18 protein-coding genes, 1 tRNA gene and 2 pseudogenes are annotated in these 18,961 nt (G+C 71.7%); 8 read left to right on the top strand and 13 right to left on the bottom strand.

The window, feature by feature from the left end; translation table 11 throughout:
- Positions 1-37: 37 nt before the first annotated feature.
- Both AQJ64_RS30835 and AQJ64_RS30830 read right to left on the bottom strand, forming a co-directional pair.
- Positions 38-2,566, bottom strand: coding sequence for an ABC transporter permease (locus AQJ64_RS30835; RefSeq protein ID WP_055631703.1), 2,529 nt, complete (start codon positions 2,564-2,566; stop codon positions 38-40).
- Positions 2,566-3,336: an ABC transporter ATP-binding protein gene (locus tag AQJ64_RS30830; protein ID WP_055631702.1), complete on the bottom strand. Its 771-nt coding sequence runs from the start codon at positions 3,334-3,336 to the stop codon at positions 2,566-2,568. Before AQJ64_RS30830 ends, AQJ64_RS30835 begins: the two co-directional genes overlap by 1 nt.
- Before the next feature lie 397 nt (positions 3,337-3,733).
- Between AQJ64_RS30830 and AQJ64_RS30825 the strand changes: the two genes are divergently transcribed.
- The 3 genes from AQJ64_RS30825 (at position 3,734) to AQJ64_RS30815 (ending at position 6,237) form a co-directional block, all read left to right on the top strand.
- Positions 3,734-3,817, top strand: a tRNA-Leu gene (locus AQJ64_RS30825).
- A gap of 163 nt (positions 3,818-3,980) precedes the next feature.
- On the top strand, positions 3,981-5,156 hold the full coding sequence (locus tag AQJ64_RS30820; protein WP_055631701.1) for a 4-hydroxybenzoate 3-monooxygenase: 1,176 nt from the start codon (positions 3,981-3,983) through the stop codon (positions 5,154-5,156).
- A 202-nt stretch (positions 5,157-5,358) separates the two neighbouring features.
- Positions 5,359-6,237, top strand: coding sequence for a Bax inhibitor-1/YccA family protein (locus tag AQJ64_RS30815; protein WP_055631700.1), 879 nt, complete (start codon positions 5,359-5,361; stop codon positions 6,235-6,237).
- Positions 6,238-6,374: 137 nt separating this feature from the next.
- Here the strand turns inward: AQJ64_RS30815 and AQJ64_RS30810 are convergent, their stop codons facing one another.
- Complete coding sequence (locus AQJ64_RS30810) at positions 6,375-6,602, bottom strand: DUF4287 domain-containing protein (RefSeq protein WP_055631699.1); 228 nt, start codon at positions 6,600-6,602, stop codon at positions 6,375-6,377.
- A gap of 104 nt (positions 6,603-6,706) precedes the next feature.
- Here AQJ64_RS30810 and AQJ64_RS30805 point away from each other — a divergent pair, with 104 nt between their 5' ends.
- On the top strand, positions 6,707-7,018 hold the full coding sequence (locus tag AQJ64_RS30805; protein WP_206189606.1) for a hypothetical protein: 312 nt from the start codon (positions 6,707-6,709) through the stop codon (positions 7,016-7,018).
- 27 nt (positions 7,019-7,045) lie between these two features.
- Here the strand turns inward: AQJ64_RS30805 and AQJ64_RS30800 are convergent, their stop codons facing one another.
- The 3 genes from AQJ64_RS30800 to AQJ64_RS30790 form a co-directional block, all read right to left on the bottom strand.
- A complete protein-coding gene (locus tag AQJ64_RS30800; protein WP_055631697.1) occupies positions 7,046-7,837 on the bottom strand; it encodes a hypothetical protein in 792 nt (263 codons plus the stop codon).
- A 281-nt stretch (positions 7,838-8,118) separates the two neighbouring features.
- A complete protein-coding gene (locus AQJ64_RS30795) occupies positions 8,119-9,339 on the bottom strand; it encodes an acetyl-CoA C-acetyltransferase (RefSeq protein ID WP_055631696.1) in 1,221 nt (406 codons plus the stop codon).
- Between the two features lie 107 nt (positions 9,340-9,446).
- Positions 9,447-10,493 carry an SGNH/GDSL hydrolase family protein gene (locus tag AQJ64_RS30790; RefSeq protein ID WP_079062046.1) on the bottom strand — a complete coding sequence of 349 codons (1,047 nt, stop codon included), beginning with the start codon at positions 10,491-10,493 and terminating at the stop codon, positions 9,447-9,449.
- 149 nt (positions 10,494-10,642) lie between these two features.
- Between AQJ64_RS30790 and AQJ64_RS30785 the strand changes: the two genes are divergently transcribed.
- The gene (locus tag AQJ64_RS30785) at positions 10,643-12,031 is read left to right on the top strand and encodes a cystathionine beta-synthase (RefSeq protein WP_055631694.1); all 1,389 of its coding nucleotides are present in this window, start codon (positions 10,643-10,645) and stop codon (positions 12,029-12,031) included.
- Positions 12,032-12,378: 347 nt separating this feature from the next.
- On the opposite strand, the gene AQJ64_RS30780 is transcribed toward AQJ64_RS30785, so the two are convergent.
- The 3 genes and pseudogenes from AQJ64_RS30780 to AQJ64_RS51205 all read right to left on the bottom strand — a co-directional run.
- Complete coding sequence (locus tag AQJ64_RS30780; RefSeq protein ID WP_055631693.1) at positions 12,379-12,807, bottom strand: hypothetical protein; 429 nt, start codon at positions 12,805-12,807, stop codon at positions 12,379-12,381.
- Between the two features lie 111 nt (positions 12,808-12,918).
- Positions 12,919-13,113: pseudogene (locus AQJ64_RS46660) on the bottom strand (glycine betaine ABC transporter substrate-binding protein); the annotation flags it as partial.
- Positions 13,108-13,240, bottom strand: a pseudogene (locus tag AQJ64_RS51205) (ABC transporter ATP-binding protein); the annotation flags it as partial. The pseudogenes AQJ64_RS51205 and AQJ64_RS46660, both read right to left, overlap by 6 nt.
- A 141-nt stretch (positions 13,241-13,381) precedes the next feature.
- On the opposite strand from AQJ64_RS51205, the gene AQJ64_RS30775 reads away from it, so the two are divergent.
- The 3 genes from AQJ64_RS30775 (at position 13,382) to AQJ64_RS30765 (ending at position 16,481) form a co-directional block, all read left to right on the top strand.
- Complete coding sequence (locus tag AQJ64_RS30775) at positions 13,382-14,899, top strand: aromatic amino acid ammonia-lyase (protein ID WP_055631692.1); 1,518 nt, start codon at positions 13,382-13,384, stop codon at positions 14,897-14,899.
- Positions 14,900-14,913: 14 nt separating this feature from the next.
- Positions 14,914-15,810, top strand: a complete 897-nt coding sequence (locus AQJ64_RS30770; protein WP_055631710.1) for a MurR/RpiR family transcriptional regulator — start codon at positions 14,914-14,916, stop codon at positions 15,808-15,810.
- Between the two features lie 86 nt (positions 15,811-15,896).
- Positions 15,897-16,481, top strand: a complete 585-nt coding sequence (locus AQJ64_RS30765; protein ID WP_055631691.1) for a hypothetical protein — start codon at positions 15,897-15,899, stop codon at positions 16,479-16,481.
- Here AQJ64_RS30765 and AQJ64_RS30760 read toward each other — a convergent pair whose 3' ends face one another.
- From AQJ64_RS30760 to AQJ64_RS30745, 4 genes are read right to left on the bottom strand one after another with little or no spacing between them, the layout of a single operon-like run.
- Complete coding sequence (locus tag AQJ64_RS30760) at positions 16,482-16,856, bottom strand: roadblock/LC7 domain-containing protein (RefSeq protein WP_059203185.1); 375 nt, start codon at positions 16,854-16,856, stop codon at positions 16,482-16,484. It lies immediately after the preceding gene.
- Entirely contained in the window at positions 16,832-17,410 is a 579-nt protein-coding gene (locus AQJ64_RS30755; protein WP_059203184.1) for a roadblock/LC7 domain-containing protein, read from the bottom strand. Before AQJ64_RS30755 ends, AQJ64_RS30760 begins: the two co-directional genes overlap by 25 nt.
- A gap of 34 nt (positions 17,411-17,444) precedes the next feature.
- Positions 17,445-18,368 carry a hypothetical protein gene (locus AQJ64_RS30750; protein WP_059203183.1) on the bottom strand — a complete coding sequence of 308 codons (924 nt, stop codon included), beginning with the start codon at positions 18,366-18,368 and terminating at the stop codon, positions 17,445-17,447.
- Positions 18,365-18,781 (bottom strand): hypothetical protein, encoded by a 417-nt coding sequence (locus tag AQJ64_RS30745; RefSeq protein WP_059203182.1) that lies wholly within the window; start codon positions 18,779-18,781, stop codon positions 18,365-18,367. Before AQJ64_RS30745 ends, AQJ64_RS30750 begins: the two co-directional genes overlap by 4 nt.
- Positions 18,782-18,961 lie beyond the last annotated feature (180 nt).

Here is an 18,961-nt window from a genome sequence, read left to right as displayed (position 1 = left end):
CCGCGTGCCAGGACACGGGGCCCCTTCCGGCCGTCGGCTACTCCGCCTTGATCGCCGCCAGCATGTTCAGCCGGGCCGCCCGCCGGGCCGGCCACAGCGCCGCGAGGACACCCACCCCGGCGGCCAGCAGCAGGAACACGGCCATCCGGTCCCACGGCAGGACGAGTTCGTACGTCGTCATCCTCGTGCCGAGCAGCTCACCGGCCGCCCAGCCGAAGAACACGCCCAGACCGATGCCGAGCACCCCGCCGAACAGGGAGATGACGAGGGACTCCAGCCGGACCATCCGCTTGACCGCGCGGCGGTCCAGACCGATCGCCCGCAGCATGCCGATCTCCTGCGAACGCTCGAAGACCGACATCGCCAGGGTGTTGATGACACCGAGCACGGCGACGATCACCGCCATCGCGAGCAGGCCGTAGAGCATGTTCAGTATCAGGGTGAACATCTGCGCGACGGAGTCGGAGAGGTCCTGCTTGCTCTGCACCTTGATGGCCGGGTTGGAGCCGAGGGCCTTCTCCAGCCGGTCCTTGGTCGCGTCGGAGGCGCCGCCGGAGGTCTTCACCATGACCTGCATGTCGTCCGGGGAGTCCTGGTGCGGGGAGAGTGCCGCGGTGTCGAGCAGGATCCCGCGGAACAGCTCGTTGGCCCGGTAGACCCCGGAGACGGTCAGCCGCTGCCTGGCGCCGTCCTCGTACGCCACCTGGAACGCCGAACCGGCCTTCCAGCCGAACGACTTCGCGGTGTCCTCGTCGACGACGACCTTCGTGCCGCCCACCTCGAACGTGCCGTCGTCGACCGGCAGGTCGGTCAGCTCGGCGAAGGCGGAACCGTTCACGCCGGTGACGTTCTCGGTGCTGTCGTCGATCCGGGCCAGCGCGTTGCGCATCGGGCTGGTGACGGTCACGCCCTCGGCGGCCGTCAGCTTCTTCTCGACGTCCGGGGAGAGCGGGTTGCCGTTCGCCATCGACACCACGTAGTCGGCGCGGATCGCCGCGGACGCCATCTTGTCGATCGACTTCTGCAGGCTGCCCGCCATCACCGTCATCCCGGTGATCAGGGTGAGGCCGATCATCAGCGCCGAGGCGGTGGCGGCCGTACGGCGCGGATTGCGCACCGAGTTCTGCCGGGCCAGCCGGCCGGAGACCCCGAAGATCCGCAGGACCGGCGCGGCGGCCGCGATCAGCGGGCGGGACAGCAGCGGGGTCAGGATGAACACACCGATGATCAGCAGGACCGCGCCGATGCCCATCGGGGCCTGGCCGTCCGAGCCGTCCATCGTCGTCGCGTACAGGACGGTCGCGACGCCCGCCGCCGAGAACAGCGCGCCGAGCGTGTTGCGCAGCACCAGCGACCTGGTGGTCGCCTTGGCGTGCAGGCTGCTCATCGCCGCGACCGGCGGGATCTTCGCGGCCCGGCGGCCCGGCAGCCAGGCGGCCAGCACGGTGATGACCACACCGACGGCGAACGAGGTGGCGACCGTGCCGGCCGACACGATCAGCGGGCCGTCGGGGACGGACGCCCCCAGGCTGCCCATGAGCGTGCGCAGTCCGGCGCCGATGCCGATGCCGACCACCAGACCGGTCGCACCGGCCACCACACCCACCACGAGGGCCTCGATCAGCACCGACCGGGTCACCTGGCGGCGGGAGGCGCCGACCGCGCGCAGCAGCGCCAGCTCCTTGGTGCGCTGGGCGACCAGCATGGTGAAGGTGTTGGCGATGATGAACGTGCCCACGAACAGCGCGATCCCGGCGAACACCAGCAGGCCCTGCTTCAGACCGCTCATCGAGGAGGCGATGAACTCGGCCTGCCGGTCGGCGAGCTGCCTGCCGGTCTCGGTGTCGACCCGGTCGCGCGGCAGCGCCGCGTCCAGGGCCGTGCGCAGCTCGGTCTGCGTGGTGCCGGCGGCGGCCTTCACATCGATCTCGTCGTACGTGCCCGCCTTGCCGAACAGCTTCTGCGCCGTCGGGGTGTCGAACAGGGTGAGGCTGCCGCCGGCCGCGACATTGCCGTCGTCGGTCCGGAAGATGCCGGAGACGGTGGGCGTGAGCACCGGGCCGTCGACGGAGAGCCGCAGCCGGTCGCCGATCCGGTAGCCGGTGCGCTCGGCGGTCTTCAGGTCGAGGGCGACCTGGTCGGGACCCTGGGGTGCCCTGCCCTGCGTGAGGGGGTAGCGGGGGTCGTCGGTGCCCCAGTAGTTGCCGCCCTGGGACTGGAAGCCGTCGCCGACGAGCTTGCCGTCCTTGTCGGCGACGGCGGTGAAGCCGGTGACGACACCGATGGCGGACGCGGCGCCGGGTACCTGGGCGCTCTTCTTCCGCAGGGCCTCGGTCAGATCGGGCGTCTGGACGATCCGGTCGCCGACGTCCGGCTGGGGCTGGGCGGTGACGGCCACGTCGACCTGGTCGAAGCCCTTGGCGGAGCTGTTCTGGAGGGCGTTGGACAGGGTGTTGGTGAAGACGAGGGTCCCGGAGACGAAGGCCACGCCGAGCATGACGGCGAGCACGGTCATCAGGAGCCGGGCCTTGTGCGCGAGGACGTTGCGCAGGGCGGTGCGGAACATCAGCTGGTACGGCCCTTCGCGTCGAACTGCTTCATGAAGTCGAGGACCGTCTCGGCCGTCGGGCGGTACATCTCGTCCACGATCCGCCCGTCCGCGAGGAACACCACCCGGTCCGCGTACGCCGCCGCGACCGGGTCGTGGGTCACCATCACCACCGTCTGGCCCAGTTCCCGCACGGAGTTGCGCAGGAAGCCCAGCACCTCGGCGCCGGAGCGGGAGTCGAGGTTCCCGGTCGGCTCGTCGCCGAAGATGATCTCGGGCCGGGAGGCCAGGGCGCGGGCGACGGCGACGCGCTGCTGCTGACCGCCGGAGAGCTGGGAGGGGCGGTGGCTCAGCCGGTCCTTCAGCCCCACCATCCGGATGACCGAGTCGAGCCACTCCTTGTCCGGTTTCCGTCCCGCGATGTCCATCGGGAGGGTGATGTTCTCCAGTGCGGTCAGCGTCGGCAGCAGGTTGAACGCCTGGAAGATGAAGCCGATCTTGTCCCGGCGGAGCCGGGTGAGCTGTTTGTCCTTCAGCGAGCCGAGTTCGGTCTCGCCGACGCGCACCGAGCCCGAGGAGAAGGTGTCGAGGCCGGCCACGCAGTGCATCAGGGTGGACTTGCCGGACCCGGAGGGGCCCATGATCGCGGTGAACTCGGCCTGCCGGAATGCGACGGAGACCCGGTCCAGGGCGACCACCTGGGTCTCGCCCTGCCCGTAGATCTTCGACAGGTCCGTGGCACGTGCGGCCACGGCGGTGGACCGTTCGGCGAGGGGGCTGGTGGTCACGGGAACGTGCTCCTGTCGGGACGAGGGAGTGCGGGGTCTTGCGGACCTGAACCATCGTTCCGGCGCCGGGCGGTCCTGTAGTCAGTCGCTGTTCCGGTTCTGAAGGCAGACTCCGGTCGGACCGTGGACCGCCGTGTCATACCTGGGGATGACACCCGTCCCTGACGGACGGTTCGTCAAGAACCGGTGGAGCACCCTCGTTCGGGCGGTGAAATTCCGTCATTCCGCATACGCAAGCGGTCGCCCCGCGCCAGGCTACTGGCAAGTGCGGATGGCGAGTTCCAGGTGCTGATGCTCCCTCAGACGTCAATAAAATAAGACAACATCGGTCCACTCTTCCGCTGTTCGGGGGACGGATCCCGATAGGGTCGGAAGCTCAACGCGGAGCCCAAGGCCTGCCCAGATGGTGGAATGCAGACACGGCGAGCTTAAACCTCGCTGCCCCTTCGCGGGCGTGCCGGTTCAAGTCCGGCTCTGGGCACTTCCGACACCTCGTCGATCACTGCATCCTCCATTGAGGCGTTGACATCGCGGTGCCCCCGGCGCACACTCACGCATGGCCAGAGTGAAGAAAACTTCACTATGCGAACACCCGAACCCGAACACCCGAACCCGAACACCTGAACCCCCGAAGGGAACGCCCGATGCGCACCACCGTCGGCATCATCGGCGCCGGCCCGGCCGGCCTCCTCCTCGCCCGTCTGCTCCACAACGCCGGCATCGACTCCGTCGTCCTGGAGAGCCGCGACCGGGCCTACGTCGAGCACCGCCAGCGCGCGGGGATCCTGGAACAGGGCACGGTGGACGTCCTGCGCGCGGCCGGGGCGGGGGAGCGCATGGACCGCGAGGGGCTGCGCCACGACGGCATCGAGCTGCGCTACGACAAGAAGCGCCACCGCGTCGACTTCCCCGCCCTCACCGGCGGCCGGTCCGTGACGGTCTACGCCCAGACCGAGGTCTGCAAGGACCTCATCGCCCTCCAGCTCAAGGAGGGCGGCCCGCTGCTGTTCGAGGCCGAGGCGCTGGCCGTGGAGGGCGCCGACACCGACAGCCCGCGCGTCCGCTTCCGGCACGAGGGCGTCGAGGACGTCCTGGAGTGCGCGTACGTCGTCGGCTGCGACGGCTTCTGGGGAGTGGCCCGGAGCGCGATCCCGGCCGAACTGACCCGCGTCTTCGAACGGACGTACCCCTTCGGCTGGCTCGGGATCCTCGCCGACGTACCGCCCTCGCACGACGAGCTGGTCTACGCCCGCCACGACCGCGGCTTCGCCCTGCTGTCCATGCGCTCCCCGTCCGTCTCCCGCCTCTACCTCCAGGTGCCCGAGGGCACCGACGCCGAGAGCTGGGGCGACGAGGAGATCTGGGACGAGCTGGAGCGGCGCTTCGAGACCGAGGACGGCTGGCGGCTGGAGCGCGGGCCGATCACCCAGAAGTCCGTCACCCCCATGCGGTCCTACGTCCACGAGCCGATGCGGCACGGCCGGCTCTTCCTCGCCGGGGACGCCGCCCACATCGTCCCGCCGACCGGCGCCAAGGGGCTGAATCTGGCCGTCGGGGACGTCGTCACGTTCGCGCGGGCCCTGACGCACCGCGAGGAGACCGGATCGGACGACCTGCTCGACGCCTACTCGGCGACCTGTCTGAGCCGGGTCTGGCAGGCCGAGCGGTTCTCGTACGACATGACGACCCTGCTGCACCGCGCACCCGACGCCACCCCCTTCGAGGACCGGCTCCAGATCGCCCGGCTGGAGCGGATCGCCTCCTCGCGCGCCGCCGAGACCGACCTGGCCGAGGGGTACACCGGGTTCCCGTTCGGGTGATCGACCGGTTGATCTCCGGCCGGTTCCGGCCATGTCGCAGCTTGGTCATGAATGAGGGCCCGCCGTACCGGGAATCCGCCTGCCGCGTAGCGTGTTGCGCAGCATGACGAGGGAAAGATCCTCCCCAAGCACTAGGGTCAATCCTTTGCCTACCCATTACTCTTGACGCCAAGGCCGCGCACGGCGGCCATGGAGGAGTGAAATGAGGAGCAGAAACCCGGTCTTCTCGCGACGGGGGTTCAGCCGCGACAACGGCTACGCGGGCTTCAACGCGACGCCGCAGGCCGGGGGACCCGCTGTCGGCACCCAGGCCAACCCGTACGCGCAGGGCAACCCGTACGCGCAGAACCCTTACGCCCAGCAGGTGGGCGCCCCGCCGCAGGCCCCGGTCACCCCGGGCGCCATGACCATGGACGACGTCGTCGCGCGCACCGCGACCACGCTCGGCACCGTGATCGTCACGGCGGTCCTGTCCTGGCTGCTGCTGCCCGTGGACGAGGCCAACCTCGGCAAGTCCTACGGCATCGCCGTCGTCGCCGGCCTGGTCGCGATGGTGCTGGCGTTCGTCCAGTCCTTCAAGCGCCGTCCGGCCCCCGCGCTGATCCTGTCCTACGCCGCCCTCGAGGGCGTCTTCCTCGGCGTGATCTCGTCCACGGTGTCGACGTACATCGCGGACGGCGTGGTCGTCCAGGCGGTCCTCGGCACCATGGCGGTCTTCGCCGGTGTGCTCGTGGCGTACAAGGCCGGCTGGATCCGCGTCAACCGCCGCTTCTACGGCTTCGTGATGGCCGCGGCGCTCGGCTTCGTCCTGCTGATGGCCGTGAACCTGCTGTTCACCGTCTTCGGCGGCGGCGACGGCCTCGGCTTCCGCAGCGGTGGCCTCGGCATCGTCTTCGGGATCATCGGCATCATCCTGGGTGCCTGCTTCCTCGCCCTGGACTTCAAGCAGGTCGAGGACGGCATCGCCTACGGCGCCCCGCGTGAGGAGGCCTGGCTCGCCGCCTTCGGCCTCACGCTGACGCTGGTCTGGATCTACATGGAGTTCCTGCGACTCCTCGCCATCCTCAACCAGAGCGACTGAGCGCGACCGCGGTCGTAGCAGTCGTACGGCGTGAAAGGGCCCCGGGGTCTTCCCGGGGCCCTTCGTCATGTCCGGTGAACCGTCCTGCCGGTGTGCACGTCCTACCCTGCCGGTGTGCACGTCCTACGGTGTGCGCGCTAGAGGAATTTGCGCGCGGCCCTCCTCAGTTCGTACTCGTGGATGATCGCCTTGGCGTGGCCGTACGCGAGGTTGTGCTCGTGGCGCAGCCAGCTGACCTTCTCCTCGAAGCGGAGAGCGGGGCCTTCGTCGACGGTGCGCAGCCAGTCGGAGACTTCACGGCCGGTGCAGTGGGGGATGCGGGCGAGCAGATTGCGGTGGGTCTCCTCGGAGAGGACATGGGACATCGGCGCCTCCGGTTGCAAAGGGGATGTAAGCCGGTCCTTCAGGTCACGGTGCCTGAGCGTTCGCCCGTTGGCAACAGTCCGGGTACGACGCGTACGCTCACGGCGTGGTGGATACGACGTCTCTGACCCGTGCGGTGGATCACTTCGCCGATCGTTTGCGTGCCGCTCCGCAGAGCCGGTTGCAGAGAGGGGCGGCCGCGGAGGCACTGGGGCTGGCCAGGCAGTTGGCCCGGTGGGCGCAGGCGATCGAGCAGCCCGGGGCGGAGCCCCGGGAGATGCCGGATGCGGGGATGTTCGCCGCCGCCGATCAAATCACCGTGGCGGTGCATGATTTGGCGGTGGTGCTGACCAGTGAGGCCGAGGTGGGGGAAGCGCTGCGGCTGGTCGAGGAGGCGCAGAAGCGGGCGGGGGTCTGAGGTGCGTTCGCGGCCTCGACGAAGCCGTCAGAGGCTCGCTATGACCCGGTCCGCCAGGATGTAGACGTTCTCCTCGCCGCACGCGAAGGTCAGGGTGTACGCGCCGGAGATGCCCGAGCCGCCCAGGAGGTACGGGGTTTCGCCCGCGGTGAGGGCGGTGGCGAGGCGGTCGGCCGTTTCGCGGTGGCCCGGGGTCATGCACAGGGTGGTGCCGTCGGCGAAGACATAGACGTCGAGGGTGCCGAGCGGGCCCGGGCGGACGTCGGTCAGTTCGGTGCGGGACTCGGCCAGTTCCTCCAGGGTGGCGACCGTGCGTTCGTGGTCGTTCACGACGGGTGACTGGACCGGGACGAAGTCCGGGTGGGACGGGTGGCGGCGGCGGGCCGCGGCCAGTTCGGGGGAGTCGCCGGCGAACTCGTCGGCGTCCGCGGTCGGCTCGGTCACCGGCTCCAGCGGCTCCAGGCCCACGAAGTCGGACTGGCGGGGCAGGAACAGCTCGCTGTCCGGCAGACCCAGCAGGGAGGGGGCGTCGGAGGCGTCACGGGCCTCCTGGGCGGCCCAGAAGGCGCGCGCCTCGGCCAGCTCCCGCTCCCGCTCCTCCGCGAGCGCCTCGGCCACGGCCGCGCGTATCTCGGCGGTGTCCGTGGTGCTGCGGGCGGCCGGTACGAAGCCCCGCCGCTCGGCCGCGAGGTTCTCGGCGAGCTGGATGTGCAGGGCGGCGACCTGCCGGCGCAGCTGCAAGAGGGTGCGCAGGACGGCGACGCCCACGGCGCCCGTGGCGGCCGTGGTGACCAGCAAGGCGATCGGCATGGCGCTCACTGACGTACTCCCGGTTCAAAGTCGACCCCCGACTTCCTACATCAGCTTGAAGGGCGGACTATCCCGCTGTCAGTGCGTAACGTCACGAAACGGACAGGAAATTGGGTCTGGGGTTTGGTCGCGAACCGCGCTGAGCTGCGTAAATCCCTGTCAGGGGGAGATAGGTCACATCCTGGGGGAGATTGGATCACAAAACGGCCCGGAGTCCAGGGGCTTCCCGGACTCCGGGCCATGACGTGACGGCAGGTGCCGAAGCGGTTACGCAGAGACTCCCGGAGGGGTCAGCTCAGGCGCTCGATGACCATCGCCATGCCCTGGCCGCCGCCGACGCACATCGTCTCCAGGCCGAACTGCTTGTCGTGGAACTGGAGGGAGTTGATGAGCGTGCCGGTGATCCGGGCGCCCGTCATGCCGAAGGGGTGGCCGACGGCGATGGCGCCGCCGTTGACGTTCAGCTTGTCGAGGTCGATGCCCAGGTCGCGGTAGGAGGGGATCACCTGCGCGGCGAACGCCTCGTTGATCTCGACCAGGTCGATGTCGTCGATCGTCAGACCGGCGCGCCGCAGGGCCTGGTTCGACGCCTCCACCGGGCCGAGGCCCATGATCTCGGGGGAGAGGCCGGAGACGCCCGTGGACACGATCCGGGCGAGCGGGGTCAGGCCCAGCTCGCGGGCCTTGGTGTCGGACATGATGACGACCGCGGCGGCGCCGTCGTTGAGCGGGCAGCAGTTGCCGGCCGTGACCAGGCCGTCGGGGCGGAAGACCGGCTTCAGGCCCGACACGGCCTCCAGGGTGACGCCGGCGCGCGGGCCGTCGTCCTTGCCGACCACGGTGCCGTCGGGGAGGGTCACCGGGGTGATCTCGCGCTCCCAGAAGCCGTTCTTGATGGCCTCCTCGGCGAGGTTCTGCGAGCGGACGCCGAACTCGTCCATGTCCTGGCGGGTGACGCCCTTGGAGCGGGCCAGGTTCTCCGCGGTCTGCCCCATCGCGATGTAGGGGTCGGGGAGCAGGCCGTCCTCGCGCGGGTCGTGCCAGGTGGAGCCCTCCTGGGAGGCCGTGGCGACGGTGCGGGCCTCGGCCTCGGCGAAGAGGGGGTTCTTGGTGTCCGGGAGGCCGTCGGAGCTGCCCTTGGCGTACCGGGAGACCATCTCGACACCGGCCGAGATGAAGACGTCGCCCTCGCCGGCCTTGATGGCGTGCAGGGCCATGCGGGAGGTCTGCAGCGACGAGGAACAGTAACGGGTGACCGTGCAGCCCGGCAGGTGGTCCATGCCCATCTGCACGGCGACGATCCGGCCCAGGTTGTAGCCCTGCTCGCCGCCGGGGAGGCCGCAGCCGAGCATCAGGTCGTCGATGTCCCGCGGGTCCAGCTCGGGGACCTTCGCGAGGGCGGCCTGGATAATCGTGGCGGTGAGGTCGTCCGGGCGCAGGTCCTTCAGAGAGCCCTTGACGGCGCGGCCGATCGGGGAACGGGCGGTCGAGACGATGACGGCTTCGGGCATCACGGCTCCAGTGGCGGAAGGGGTTCGTACGGGCACGGCTGCTTGGGAAGTTACCTGTCCGTACTCTCGCGGTCACCCGTGTCGTGGTGTGACCCTGACCGCACTTTCTAAGCGCTTGCTTGGTCTGGCGCCGGCCGGCTCGGCTCGGTCTCCTCGACCCTCCTCCTGCGGCGCCGCTTCAGCAGGGCCCAGGGGCCCCGCGGGCCCGTCGGCATGGCTGCCGTGACCTCGGTGCCGGCCTCCGACGCCGCCTCGGCCGCGGCGCGGGCCACCGGCAGGAAGCCCTCGCGGCGGGAGACGTCCGGGCGCTCCTCCTCCGCCGGCCAGAGGCCGAGGGCGGCGCAGAGCGTGGGCAGGACGGCCATGGCGGCGGTCGCGTACCCCTCCGCCGAGGGGTGGTAGTGGTCGGGGCCGAACAGCTCGCGCGGGTTCTCCTCGAACTCGGGGCCGAGGAGATCGCCCAGTGACACCGTGCGCCCGCCCTGCTCGATCACACCGATCGTCTGGGCGGCCGCCAGCTGACGGGAGGCCCTGCGGGCCAGCCAGCGCAGCGGCTGCGGGACCGGCTCGATCGTGCCGAGGTCGGGACAGGTGCCGACCACCACCTCCGCGCCGGCCGTGCGCAGCCGCCGTACCGCCGCCGACAGGTGCCGCACCGAGCGGGTCGGCGGCATGCGGTGGGTGACGTCGTTCGCGCCGATCATGATCACGCAGATGTCGGGCACCTGGTCGGAGCTGCCGAGGATCAGCGCGACCTGCCGGTCGAGGTCGTCGGACTGGGCGCCGGGCAGGGCGACGTTGCGCAGCTCCACCGGGCGTTCCGCGACCGCCGCGAGGCCGGACGCCAGCAGCGCGCCCGGGGTCTGGCCGGAGCGGTGGACACCCTGGCCGGCCGCCGTGGAGTCGCCGAGCAGCACCAGCCGCAGGGGCTGCGCGGCCGGGGTGCCGGGGGCGTCGTACGTCCGGCCGTAGCGGCCGTCCGCGTGCGGGGCCCGGTGGTGCTCGCCGACTCCGTTCACATGGCGCCGGGCCAGCCGCGCCTCCGCCAGCAGCAGCCCCACGGCCGCCGCCCCGGCCAGGCCGATGCCGCCGCCGCCGTAGGCCGCGCCGGCCGCGATGCGCCGGGCCACTCTCGCCCTCGACATGCTCGTCATGCCTCGCCGCCACCTCCTCGTGTCCGTACACCCACTCCTTGCCCCGTACGGACCGTCGCCCAATCTCGACGGGGAGTGAACGTCACGGACGGGCCGTAGGCTGGCGTAACCACTACGACCACTGTTTTTGCAAGCAACCGGAGACAACGGTGCGATTCCACGACTCGATGATCAGCCTCGTCGGCAACACCCCGCTGGTGAAGCTCAACAGCGTGACCCAGGGCATCCAGGCCACCGTTCTGGCCAAGGTGGAGTACTTCAACCCGGGCGGCTCCGTGAAGGACCGCATCGCCCTGCGCATGATCGAGGCCGCCGAGAAGAGCGGGGAACTCCGGCCGGGCGGCACGATCGTCGAGCCGACCAGCGGCAACACCGGGGTCGGGCTGGCCATCGTGGCGCAGCAGAAGGGGTACAAGTGCATCTTCGTGTGCCCCGACAAGGTGAGCACCGACAAGATCAACGTGCTGCGGGCGTACGGCGCGGAGGTCGTCGTCTGCCCGACCGCCGTGGACCCCGAGCACCCGGACTCCTACTACAACGTGTCCGACCGGCTGGTGCGCGAGACGCCCGGCGCCTGGAAGCCCGACCAGTACTCCAACCCCAACAACCCGCTCTCCCACTACCACTCCACCGGCCCCGAGCTGTGGGAGCAGACGGAGGGGCGGATCACGCACTTCGTGGCGGGCGTGGGCACCGGCGGCACCATCTCCGGTACCGGGCGCTATCTGAAGGACGCCAGCGACGGCCGTGTCCAGGTCGTGGGCGCCGACCCCGAGGGATCCGTCTACTCCGGCGGCTCCGGGCGGCCGTACCTGGTCGAGGGCGTCGGTGAGGACTTCTGGCCGTCCGCCTACGACCGGACCGTCGCCGACGAGATCGTCGCGGTCTCCGACAAGGACTCCTTCCAGATGACCCGCCGTCTGGCCAAGGAGGAGGGCCTCCTCGTCGGCGGCTCCTGCGGCATGGCCGTCGTCGCCGCGCTGCGGGTCGCCGAGCGGCTCGGGCCCGACGACGTGGTCGTGGTGCTGCTGCCGGACAGCGGCCGCGGGTACCTCTCGAAGATCTTCAACGACGAGTGGATGGCCGACTACGGCTTCCTGGAGGACGAGGGCCCGTCCGCGCGCGTCGGTGACGTCCTGAGCGACAAGGAGCACGGCGCCATGCCGTCCCTCGTCCACATGCACCCGGACGAGACGGTCGGTCAGGCCATCGAGGTGCTGCGCGAGTACGGCGTCTCGCAGATGCCGATCGTGAAGCCGGGCGCCGGCCACCCGGACGTCATGGCCGCCGAGGTCGTCGGCTCGGTCGTCGAACGCGAGCTGCTCGACGCGCTGTTCACCCAGCGCGCCTCCCTCTCCGACCCGCTGGAGAAGCACATGTCGGCCCCGCTGCCGCAGGTCGGCTCCGGCGAACCGGTCGGCGACCTGATGTCGGTGCTCGGCACCGCGGACGCCGCGATCGTCCTCGTCGAGGGCAAGCCCACCGGTGTCGTCAGCCGCCAGGACCTGCTGGCCTTCCTGGCCAAGGGCGGCAAGTGACGGCGAACGTCCGGTGAACTGCCGGTGACGACGCCGAAGTTCCGTTTACCCACCGAAGTGATGGACTTCGCGGAAGTGGTACGAGCGCGTCACGTCCGCGCAGCACACGCTTAACACGGGTCCGGCACATTAGTGGGTGTCGGCAGGGCGGGAGCGGCTCCCCGCCCAGGCCGGCAACCGAACGGCGTCACGGACCTCCGGAGCGGCTCCCGGACCTCCACCGACGCCACGGACGCGCAAGCCCGGCCTGACCCGGCCCGCGTCCCTCGCGGGGACCGCCGTCGTCCCGCCCCCCGGTAACGGGGGTGCGGCGGTCCCCGCGCACAGCTCTTTTCTCCGTGGCCCCGTCAGTCCTTCCAGTCGTCGTCCTTCGACGACCGGCGGCGGGCGGCGCCGAACAGGCCGGGGTTGCTGCGGGCGGCCTGGACGGCGTTGACGCCGACGATGCCCACCCAGGTGACGATCAGCCCGGGCAGATGCGCGGTGCCCGCACCGATCGCGGACAGCGGGACCGCCAGCACCAGCGAGACGATGCCGAAGCCGAACCGCTCGCCCCAGGAGTCCGTGGCCCTCGGGGAACGGGAGTCACGGGCCGTCGCCGTCTGCGCCTGCGCGAACCCCCTGCGCACCCGGCGCTCCACCGCCGCGTCGATGCGCTGGTCGACCTTCTCCAGGAAGGAGTCCACCAGCGCGGACTCGTACTCCTCGCCCAGCTCCCTGCGCGTCTGCAGAGTGGCGTCGAGTTCCTTCTTCAGGTCGCTGTCGCGCGCGTCCATGGTGGTCTCCCATCCCGTCATGGACCCACGGTAGGCAGTGGGGGCGCCCCGCGCACTGGGGGCAGCCCCCGTCTTCGGGGTCGGGTCCGCCGGGGTGGACGGACCCCGTTCCTATGCCAGGCCGTGCTGCTTCGCGTACGCGTTCGCCACGTCCTCGGGGTCCTCCTTGTCCGTGTCCACCTGCTTGTTGAGCTGGGTGAGGTGCTCGGTGGTCAGGACGTTGCCGAGCCGGGCGAGGGCCTTGCGGACGGTGGAGTCGGCCTTGCGGTCGGCGATCAGGGGCACGATGTGCTGGCCGGGGATGAGGGGTCTTGCCGCAACCGGAGGACCCGACCAGGACGGTCACCCCGCCTTCCGGCATTTCCAGGGTGAGGTCGTGGACTGCTGTCGTGCCGTTGGGGAAGCGCTTGTGGACCGCGTCGAACTGGATCATGAGATGTCCCTTGCCCGGCTGTATAACGTCATGCAGAGTTCTCCGTAGTTGAATAATTTGTCAACGCTTCGGTGTGAATCCGAGGTAATGGATGACCGAGGAGCAAGATCAGGCGTCCGAATTGAGGAGGATCGAAGCCTTATGTCGTCTCGGATTGTGGACATGTCCGAGGTCGCCCCGGCCGCGCACAGCGGGCTGGTGGTCCTCGACGGAGTCGCCCTCGGCGTCCCGGACGTCGTACGCCTCGCCGACGGCACCGCCCGGCCGGTGCCCGGCACCGACGCGATGCGCCGGATGACGGAGGTCTGGGACGCGGCCCGGATGATCGCCGCCACCGGACGCGTCTACGGCCGCTCCACCGGCGTCGGCGCCAACCGGAACGAGGACGTGCCCACCGAGGAGGCCGCCCGGCACGGGCTGCGGCTGCTGCGCAGCCACGCCGGCGCCATCGGCGAGGAACTCCCCGCCCGGCAGGTCCGCGCCATGCTCGCCGTCCGCGCCAACCAGCTCCTCGCCGGCGGCGCGGGCCTGCGGCCCGGCGTCGTCACCGCGCTCTGCCAGGCCCTGGAGAGCGGGGCCCACCCGGTCGTCAACGAGTTCGGCTCGGTCGGGACCGGGGACCTGGCCGCGCTGGCGCAGGTGGGGCTGGCACTGGTGGGGGAGCATCCCTGGCGGGGCACGCCGGCCCCCGAGCCGCAGACCCTCGACAACAACGACGCCCTCGCCCTCATCAGCAGCAACGCCCTCACCCTCGGCCAGTCCGCCCTCGCCCTGCACGAGCTGCGCGGACTCCTGGAGGCCACCCAGGTCGTCGCGGCGCTCTCGCTGCTCGCCGTGGACGGCTCGCACGAGGCGTACGCCGCCCCCGTGCACGCCGCCCGCCCGCACCGCGGCTCCGTCGACGTGGCCCGCCGGATGCGGGAGCTGACCGGCGCCGAGGACCGGCCCACCCCACCCCTCGGCCGGATCCAGGACCCGTACGGCTTCCGCTGCCTGCCCCAGATCCACGGCCCCGCGCACGACGCCGCCGACGCCCTGGAGCAGGTGCTCGGCATCGAGATCAACGCCGCCGCCGAGAACCCGCTCATCTCCCCCGAGGACATGGCCGCCTACCACCACGGCGGCTTCTACCAGGCCCAGCTCGCCCTCGCCCTGGACCACTTCAGGCTCTCGCTGATGCAGGTGGCGCGGCTGTCCACGTCCCGGCTCTCCACCCTGAACGAGCCCGCCTTCACCCGGCTGCGCCCCTTCCTCGCCGACGACCGGCCCGCCTCCTCCGGTGTGATGATCCTGGAGTACGCCGCCGGAGCCGCCCTCGGTGACCTGCGGGCCTTCGCGGCCCCCGCCTCGCTCGGCCACGCTGTACTCTCCCGGGGCGTCGAGGAACAGGCCAGTTTCGCCTCGCTCGCCGCCCGGCAGACACTGCGTGCCTGTGGCGCGTACCGTCTCGTGGTCGGCTGCGAACTCGTCGCCGCCGTACGGGCGCTGCGTCAGCGCGAGCTGCGGCCCGAGCCGGGCCTTCCGGCCGGCCGGGCGCTGGAGCTCGCCGAGGCGGCGCTCGACGCCGAACAGGCCGACCGGCCGCTCACGGACGACGTGGGCGCGGCGGCCCGGCTGCTGGACCGGTTCACGGAGATCTGGAGGGGGAGCGGGGCATGAGCGCGGAGACCGACATGGGCGGCACGGGTGCCGGCCGGACCGGTGCGGGCGGGACGGGCGCGGGCGGGACCGGTGTGGCGGACACTCCCGCCGGACGGCTTCAGGCGCTCTTCGAGGGGCACCGGCTGACGCCCACCCAGCGGCGCATCGCCCACAGCATGGTGCGGCGCGCCGCCGACGTGCCGTTCCTCTCCAGCGTCGAACTGGCCGAACTGGCCGGGGTCAGCCAGCCCTCCGTGACCCGGTTCGCCGTCGCCCTCGGCTTCGACGGCTACCCGGCCCTGCGCAGGCATCTGCGCGAGGTCGCCCCTGCCGAACAGCCGCCCGGCTCGGCCTCGTACAACGAGTACCAGCAGGCCGTCGAGGCCGAGATCGAGAACCTGAGGCATCTCGCCGAACTGCTCGCCGACCCCCGCCCGGTGCACCGGGCCGGCCGGCTGCTCGCCGCCTCCCGGCCCCTTCCGGTCCTCGGACTGCGGGCCGCCGCCTCCCAGGCGTACGGCTTCGCGTACTTCGCCGCCAAGGTCCACCCCGACGTACGGCTGCTCAACGAGGGCGGCACGATGATCCAGGACCGGATCGACGCCGCCGTACGGGCCGGTGCCACCGCGCTGCTGTGCTTCGCGCTGCCCCGGCATCCGCGCGAGGTCCTCGACGCGCTGAGCTGCGCGAAGGAGGCGGGGCTGACCGTCGTCACGGTCGCCGACTCCGCGTTCGCGCCGGTCGCCAAGGTCTCCGACCTGCTGCTGCCCGCCGCCGTCGGCACCGGGCTCGCCTTCGACACGGCGTGCGCGCCGATGCTGCTGGGCCGGGTCCTGCTGGAGGCGATGTGCGACGACCTGCCCGAGGCGCAGGCCCGGCTGGAGGAGTTCGACACCCGGGCGGCGGCACGGGGGCTGTTCGTCGAGTAGCGCCGCTCCGCTCTCAGACGGGTCTCACGTTCGCTCGCTAGCCTGACCGGTCACCAGAACTGTGCCGGAGCGAGGAGGAGACGGACGTGGCACGCGGAGGTCAGGGGCTGGCCCGGGTGGCCGTCGTCGTACGGGCCGGGGCCGCACCGCTGTGGTGGTGCGGGGTGTTCACGGCGGGGGTCGGCGTCCTGCCGCCCGGAATCACCGGACGCCGGATCGGGGTCATGGCGGGGGCCGCGCTGTTCCTCGTGGCCGCGGCCGTGGTGGCGCTGTACGGCCGCAAGCGCTACACCGCGCTCGCCGGCGGTGCCGCCCGGGCCGGCAAGCACGATGTGCTCCAGGACCGGGCGGTCACCGTCCGCACCTGGCGGCACGGCCACCGCTGGTGGCTGCTGCTCGCCTTCACGGTCGCGCTGGGCAGCTCCTTCGCCGTGCCCGCCGCCGTCGGCATGCTGCTCGCCGGCTGCGGCACCGGGCTCAGGCTGAAGGCCGCCTGGCTCGGGAGGCGCGAGCGGGCCGGGGACGTGCTGCTGTGGGCGCGCGTCGACTGGCTCGGCCGGTACGGCGGCCGTCCGGCCGGAAAGGCCGTCAAGGCGTACCGCAGCACCGGCATCGGGGCGGGCGACGCGGCCCCGGGGGGAAGCCGCCGCCGCACCGAGCTGTACGCGTAGTCAGACCTCCAGGTCCTCCTCGATCTTCCGGAGCTGGTGGCGGGCCATCGCGAGGTTGGCCCGCTTGGCGTCCAGGACGAGGTACAGGAAGAGCCCGTTGCCGCCGCGCCCGCTGATCAGACGGATCAGGTGGTACTGGTCGGACAGCGTGATCAGGATGTCCTCGATCTGGGCCTTCAGCCCGAGGTGCTCCATGGTGCGCATCTTGGCGCGCACCACGTCGGTGTTGCCGGCCGCGGCCACATTGAGGTCGAAGGTCTTGCTGCCGCCCAGCGTGCCCAGCGCCATGCCGCTGGTGTAGTCGACCAGGGCGGCGGCCGACGCTCCCTCGATGGTGGCGAGCGCCTCTTTCAGTGCGGTTTCGGTGTTGGCCATGACGTGTTCCTCGGTTCCTCTCGACTTTCCGTGGTGGTGCGCGCGTCCGTGGTGGTGTCGCGCGCCGATCTGGTCCATAGGGGTGCCGCGGTGGGCCGGGCCGGGGTCCGCACGGGCGGCTGCGCCGGCGGTTTCGGGGGCAGCGCCTTGGGCTCACGCGCCCGCGCCTCGCGCGCCTTCGCCTCGTGCGCGTCGACCAGCTCCCCGATCCGGGCCCCGGCCCGGCGCCCCTCCAGGTGCAGCCGGCCGACGTTGACGCGGTCCTGGGCGAGCACGGTCAGCACGGCGTGGCCGCCCGCCGCGTACGTGGCGACATAGCCGTACCGCCCGCGCACGAGCAGCTCGCGCAGATCGCCCTGGCCGGTGCTGTCCGTCAGCCGCACCGCGACGCCCAGGGCGGCGGCGGTCAGTGCGGCCACCCCCTCCGGCTCCACGCCCGGGGTGTCGTGGGCGAGGACGAGCCCGTCGACACCGGCGGCCAGCGCGCCGGTCAGCTGCGGCACCCGGGCCCGCAGCCGGCGGAGCTCGTCGAGGATCTCGGGCCCGGCGGCCATCAGCTCGCTCCTCCCGTCGCGCGGTCGCTGCCGCTCAAAGGGCCTCCAGCGCATCTCTGAGCCTCTTCAGCAAGGTGATGTCGGGGTCGTTGACACGGGGCAGGGAGGCGCCGGGCGGGGGGTTGGCGGCGGGGGGCGCGCCCGCGGCGCCGGCCGTGCCCGCTCCCCCCGGCGCTCCCGGCGCCCCCGGCGGGAGGTGCGGCTGGGGCGCCGGGGGCGGTGGCGGGAACAGCGCGGTCAGCAGGCCCGCCGCGGCCAGCCGGCGGACGTCCACCAGGGTGTGGAACGCCTGCCGGCCCAGCTCCCGGGCGATGTCCGACGCGGTGCGCACCCCGTCCACCAGCGCCAGTACGGCGCGCTGCCGCGCGGTCGGTGCCGGGGCGGCGAACGCCTCGGCCCGCATCAGCGGCGCCCCGTCGGCCAGTGGGTCCGGCCACAGCCGGTCCAGCAGCTCGCGGCGGCGCAGCGTCTCGCGCTCCAGCGCGCCCACCGCCACCGGCCGCAGCCCGCCGAACGGATGCCCGGCGCCGTAGCGGAAGCGGCCCGGGGTGCTGCTGGGGGCGAGCGCGAAGTACGCCGCGTCGTACAGCGCCCCCAGATGGCACACCTCCAGCGCGCCGCGCGGGATCCGGTCGGCGTCCAGCAGCAGCCGCAGCGCGCCGTGGTCCGCGTCGGCCCGGTCCAGCGCCTGCTGCCAGGAGGCGCCGTCGAGGGTGCCGTGGGTCAGGAGGAGCACGTCGAGGCCCGGAGCGAGGGGGCTCTCGGCGTGCACCACACGGCCCTCGGCGAGGTAGAGCGCGCCGGCCTCGCGTTCCAGGACGCCGGTGGCCCGCTCGGCGGCGAGCCGGGTCAGCATCGGCGACAGCCCGCCTCCCGCCTCCCGGGCCGCCGATCTCTCCCGCACCGGCAGCCGCGGCGGCGGGGTCGTGTTCTGCGGTGTCGTCCCCACCAGCGTCATCCCAGCACCAGCCGTCCGGCCATCTCGCCCAGCCGGATCCGGGCCAGCGCGAGATTGCCGTCCGACCGGCCCAGCCATACGTGCAGGAAGACACTGCTGTCGAAGGTCGTCGGCACGAACCGCAGCAGGTGGTAACTGTCCCGGTTGCTGATGATCAGGTCCTCCACCGGAGGCTCGGCCGCCCCCTCCGCGCCGCCCTCGTGACCGGCGGTGTAGCCCTCGGGCGTGAACGCCCGCTGCTCGGCCGTGAGCCGGGCGACCTCGGCGGCCTCGGCCGCGGCCGCCTCGTGGTCGCCGCCCGGGAACTCCCCGACGGCGCCCAGCGCCAGCCCGCTGGTCCAGTCGACCAGTGCTGCTCCCCGGGCCCCGGGCAGCCGCATGGCCTCCAGTAGGCACTCGTCGATTCCGGGCACCGTTCGGCTCCCCTCCCGGCCGCAGTTCGGATGAGTGAGGGAGACGCTACGCAACGTATGCGCCAGGGGTGAGGGATCTGGCATTTTCCAGCGGAACATGCGGCCGACTGACTAGGGTGGGTCGGCTGGCCCCGTTTCGGGGCGCGACGCCCCATGCGTCCCTATCAACACCGTGAGCAC

The organism is Streptomyces griseoruber, from assembly GCF_001514205.1.
Lineage (GTDB): Bacteria > Actinomycetota > Actinomycetes > Streptomycetales > Streptomycetaceae > Streptomyces > Streptomyces griseoruber.
The sequence above is the reverse complement of the archived record's forward strand: the minus strand, read 5'-3'. Positions and strand labels throughout refer to the sequence as shown.

Coding starts and splice junctions, on each gene's coding strand:
- AQJ64_RS30835 (WP_055631703.1), bottom strand. CDS start 2,566: ATGTTCCGCACCGCCCTGCGCAACGTCCTCGCGCACAAGGCCCGGCTC.
- AQJ64_RS30820 (WP_055631701.1), top strand. CDS start 3,981: ATGCGCACCACCGTCGGCATCATCGGCGCCGGCCCGGCCGGCCTCCTC.
- AQJ64_RS30815 (WP_055631700.1), top strand. CDS start 5,359: ATGAGGAGCAGAAACCCGGTCTTCTCGCGACGGGGGTTCAGCCGCGAC.
- AQJ64_RS30810 (WP_055631699.1), bottom strand. CDS start 6,602: ATGTCCCATGTCCTCTCCGAGGAGACCCACCGCAATCTGCTCGCCCGC.
- AQJ64_RS30795 (WP_055631696.1), bottom strand. CDS start 9,339: ATGCCCGAAGCCGTCATCGTCTCGACCGCCCGTTCCCCGATCGGCCGC.
- AQJ64_RS30790 (WP_079062046.1), bottom strand. CDS start 10,493: ATGACGAGCATGTCGAGGGCGAGAGTGGCCCGGCGCATCGCGGCCGGC.
- AQJ64_RS30780 (WP_055631693.1), bottom strand. CDS start 12,807: ATGGACGCGCGCGACAGCGACCTGAAGAAGGAACTCGACGCCACTCTG.
- AQJ64_RS30775 (WP_055631692.1), top strand. CDS start 13,382: ATGTCGTCTCGGATTGTGGACATGTCCGAGGTCGCCCCGGCCGCGCAC.
- AQJ64_RS30770 (WP_055631710.1), top strand. CDS start 14,914: ATGGGCGGCACGGGTGCCGGCCGGACCGGTGCGGGCGGGACGGGCGCG.
- AQJ64_RS30760 (WP_059203185.1), bottom strand. CDS start 16,856: ATGGCCAACACCGAAACCGCACTGAAAGAGGCGCTCGCCACCATCGAG.
- AQJ64_RS30755 (WP_059203184.1), bottom strand. CDS start 17,410: ATGGCCGCCGGGCCCGAGATCCTCGACGAGCTCCGCCGGCTGCGGGCC.
- AQJ64_RS30750 (WP_059203183.1), bottom strand. CDS start 18,368: ATGACGCTGGTGGGGACGACACCGCAGAACACGACCCCGCCGCCGCGG.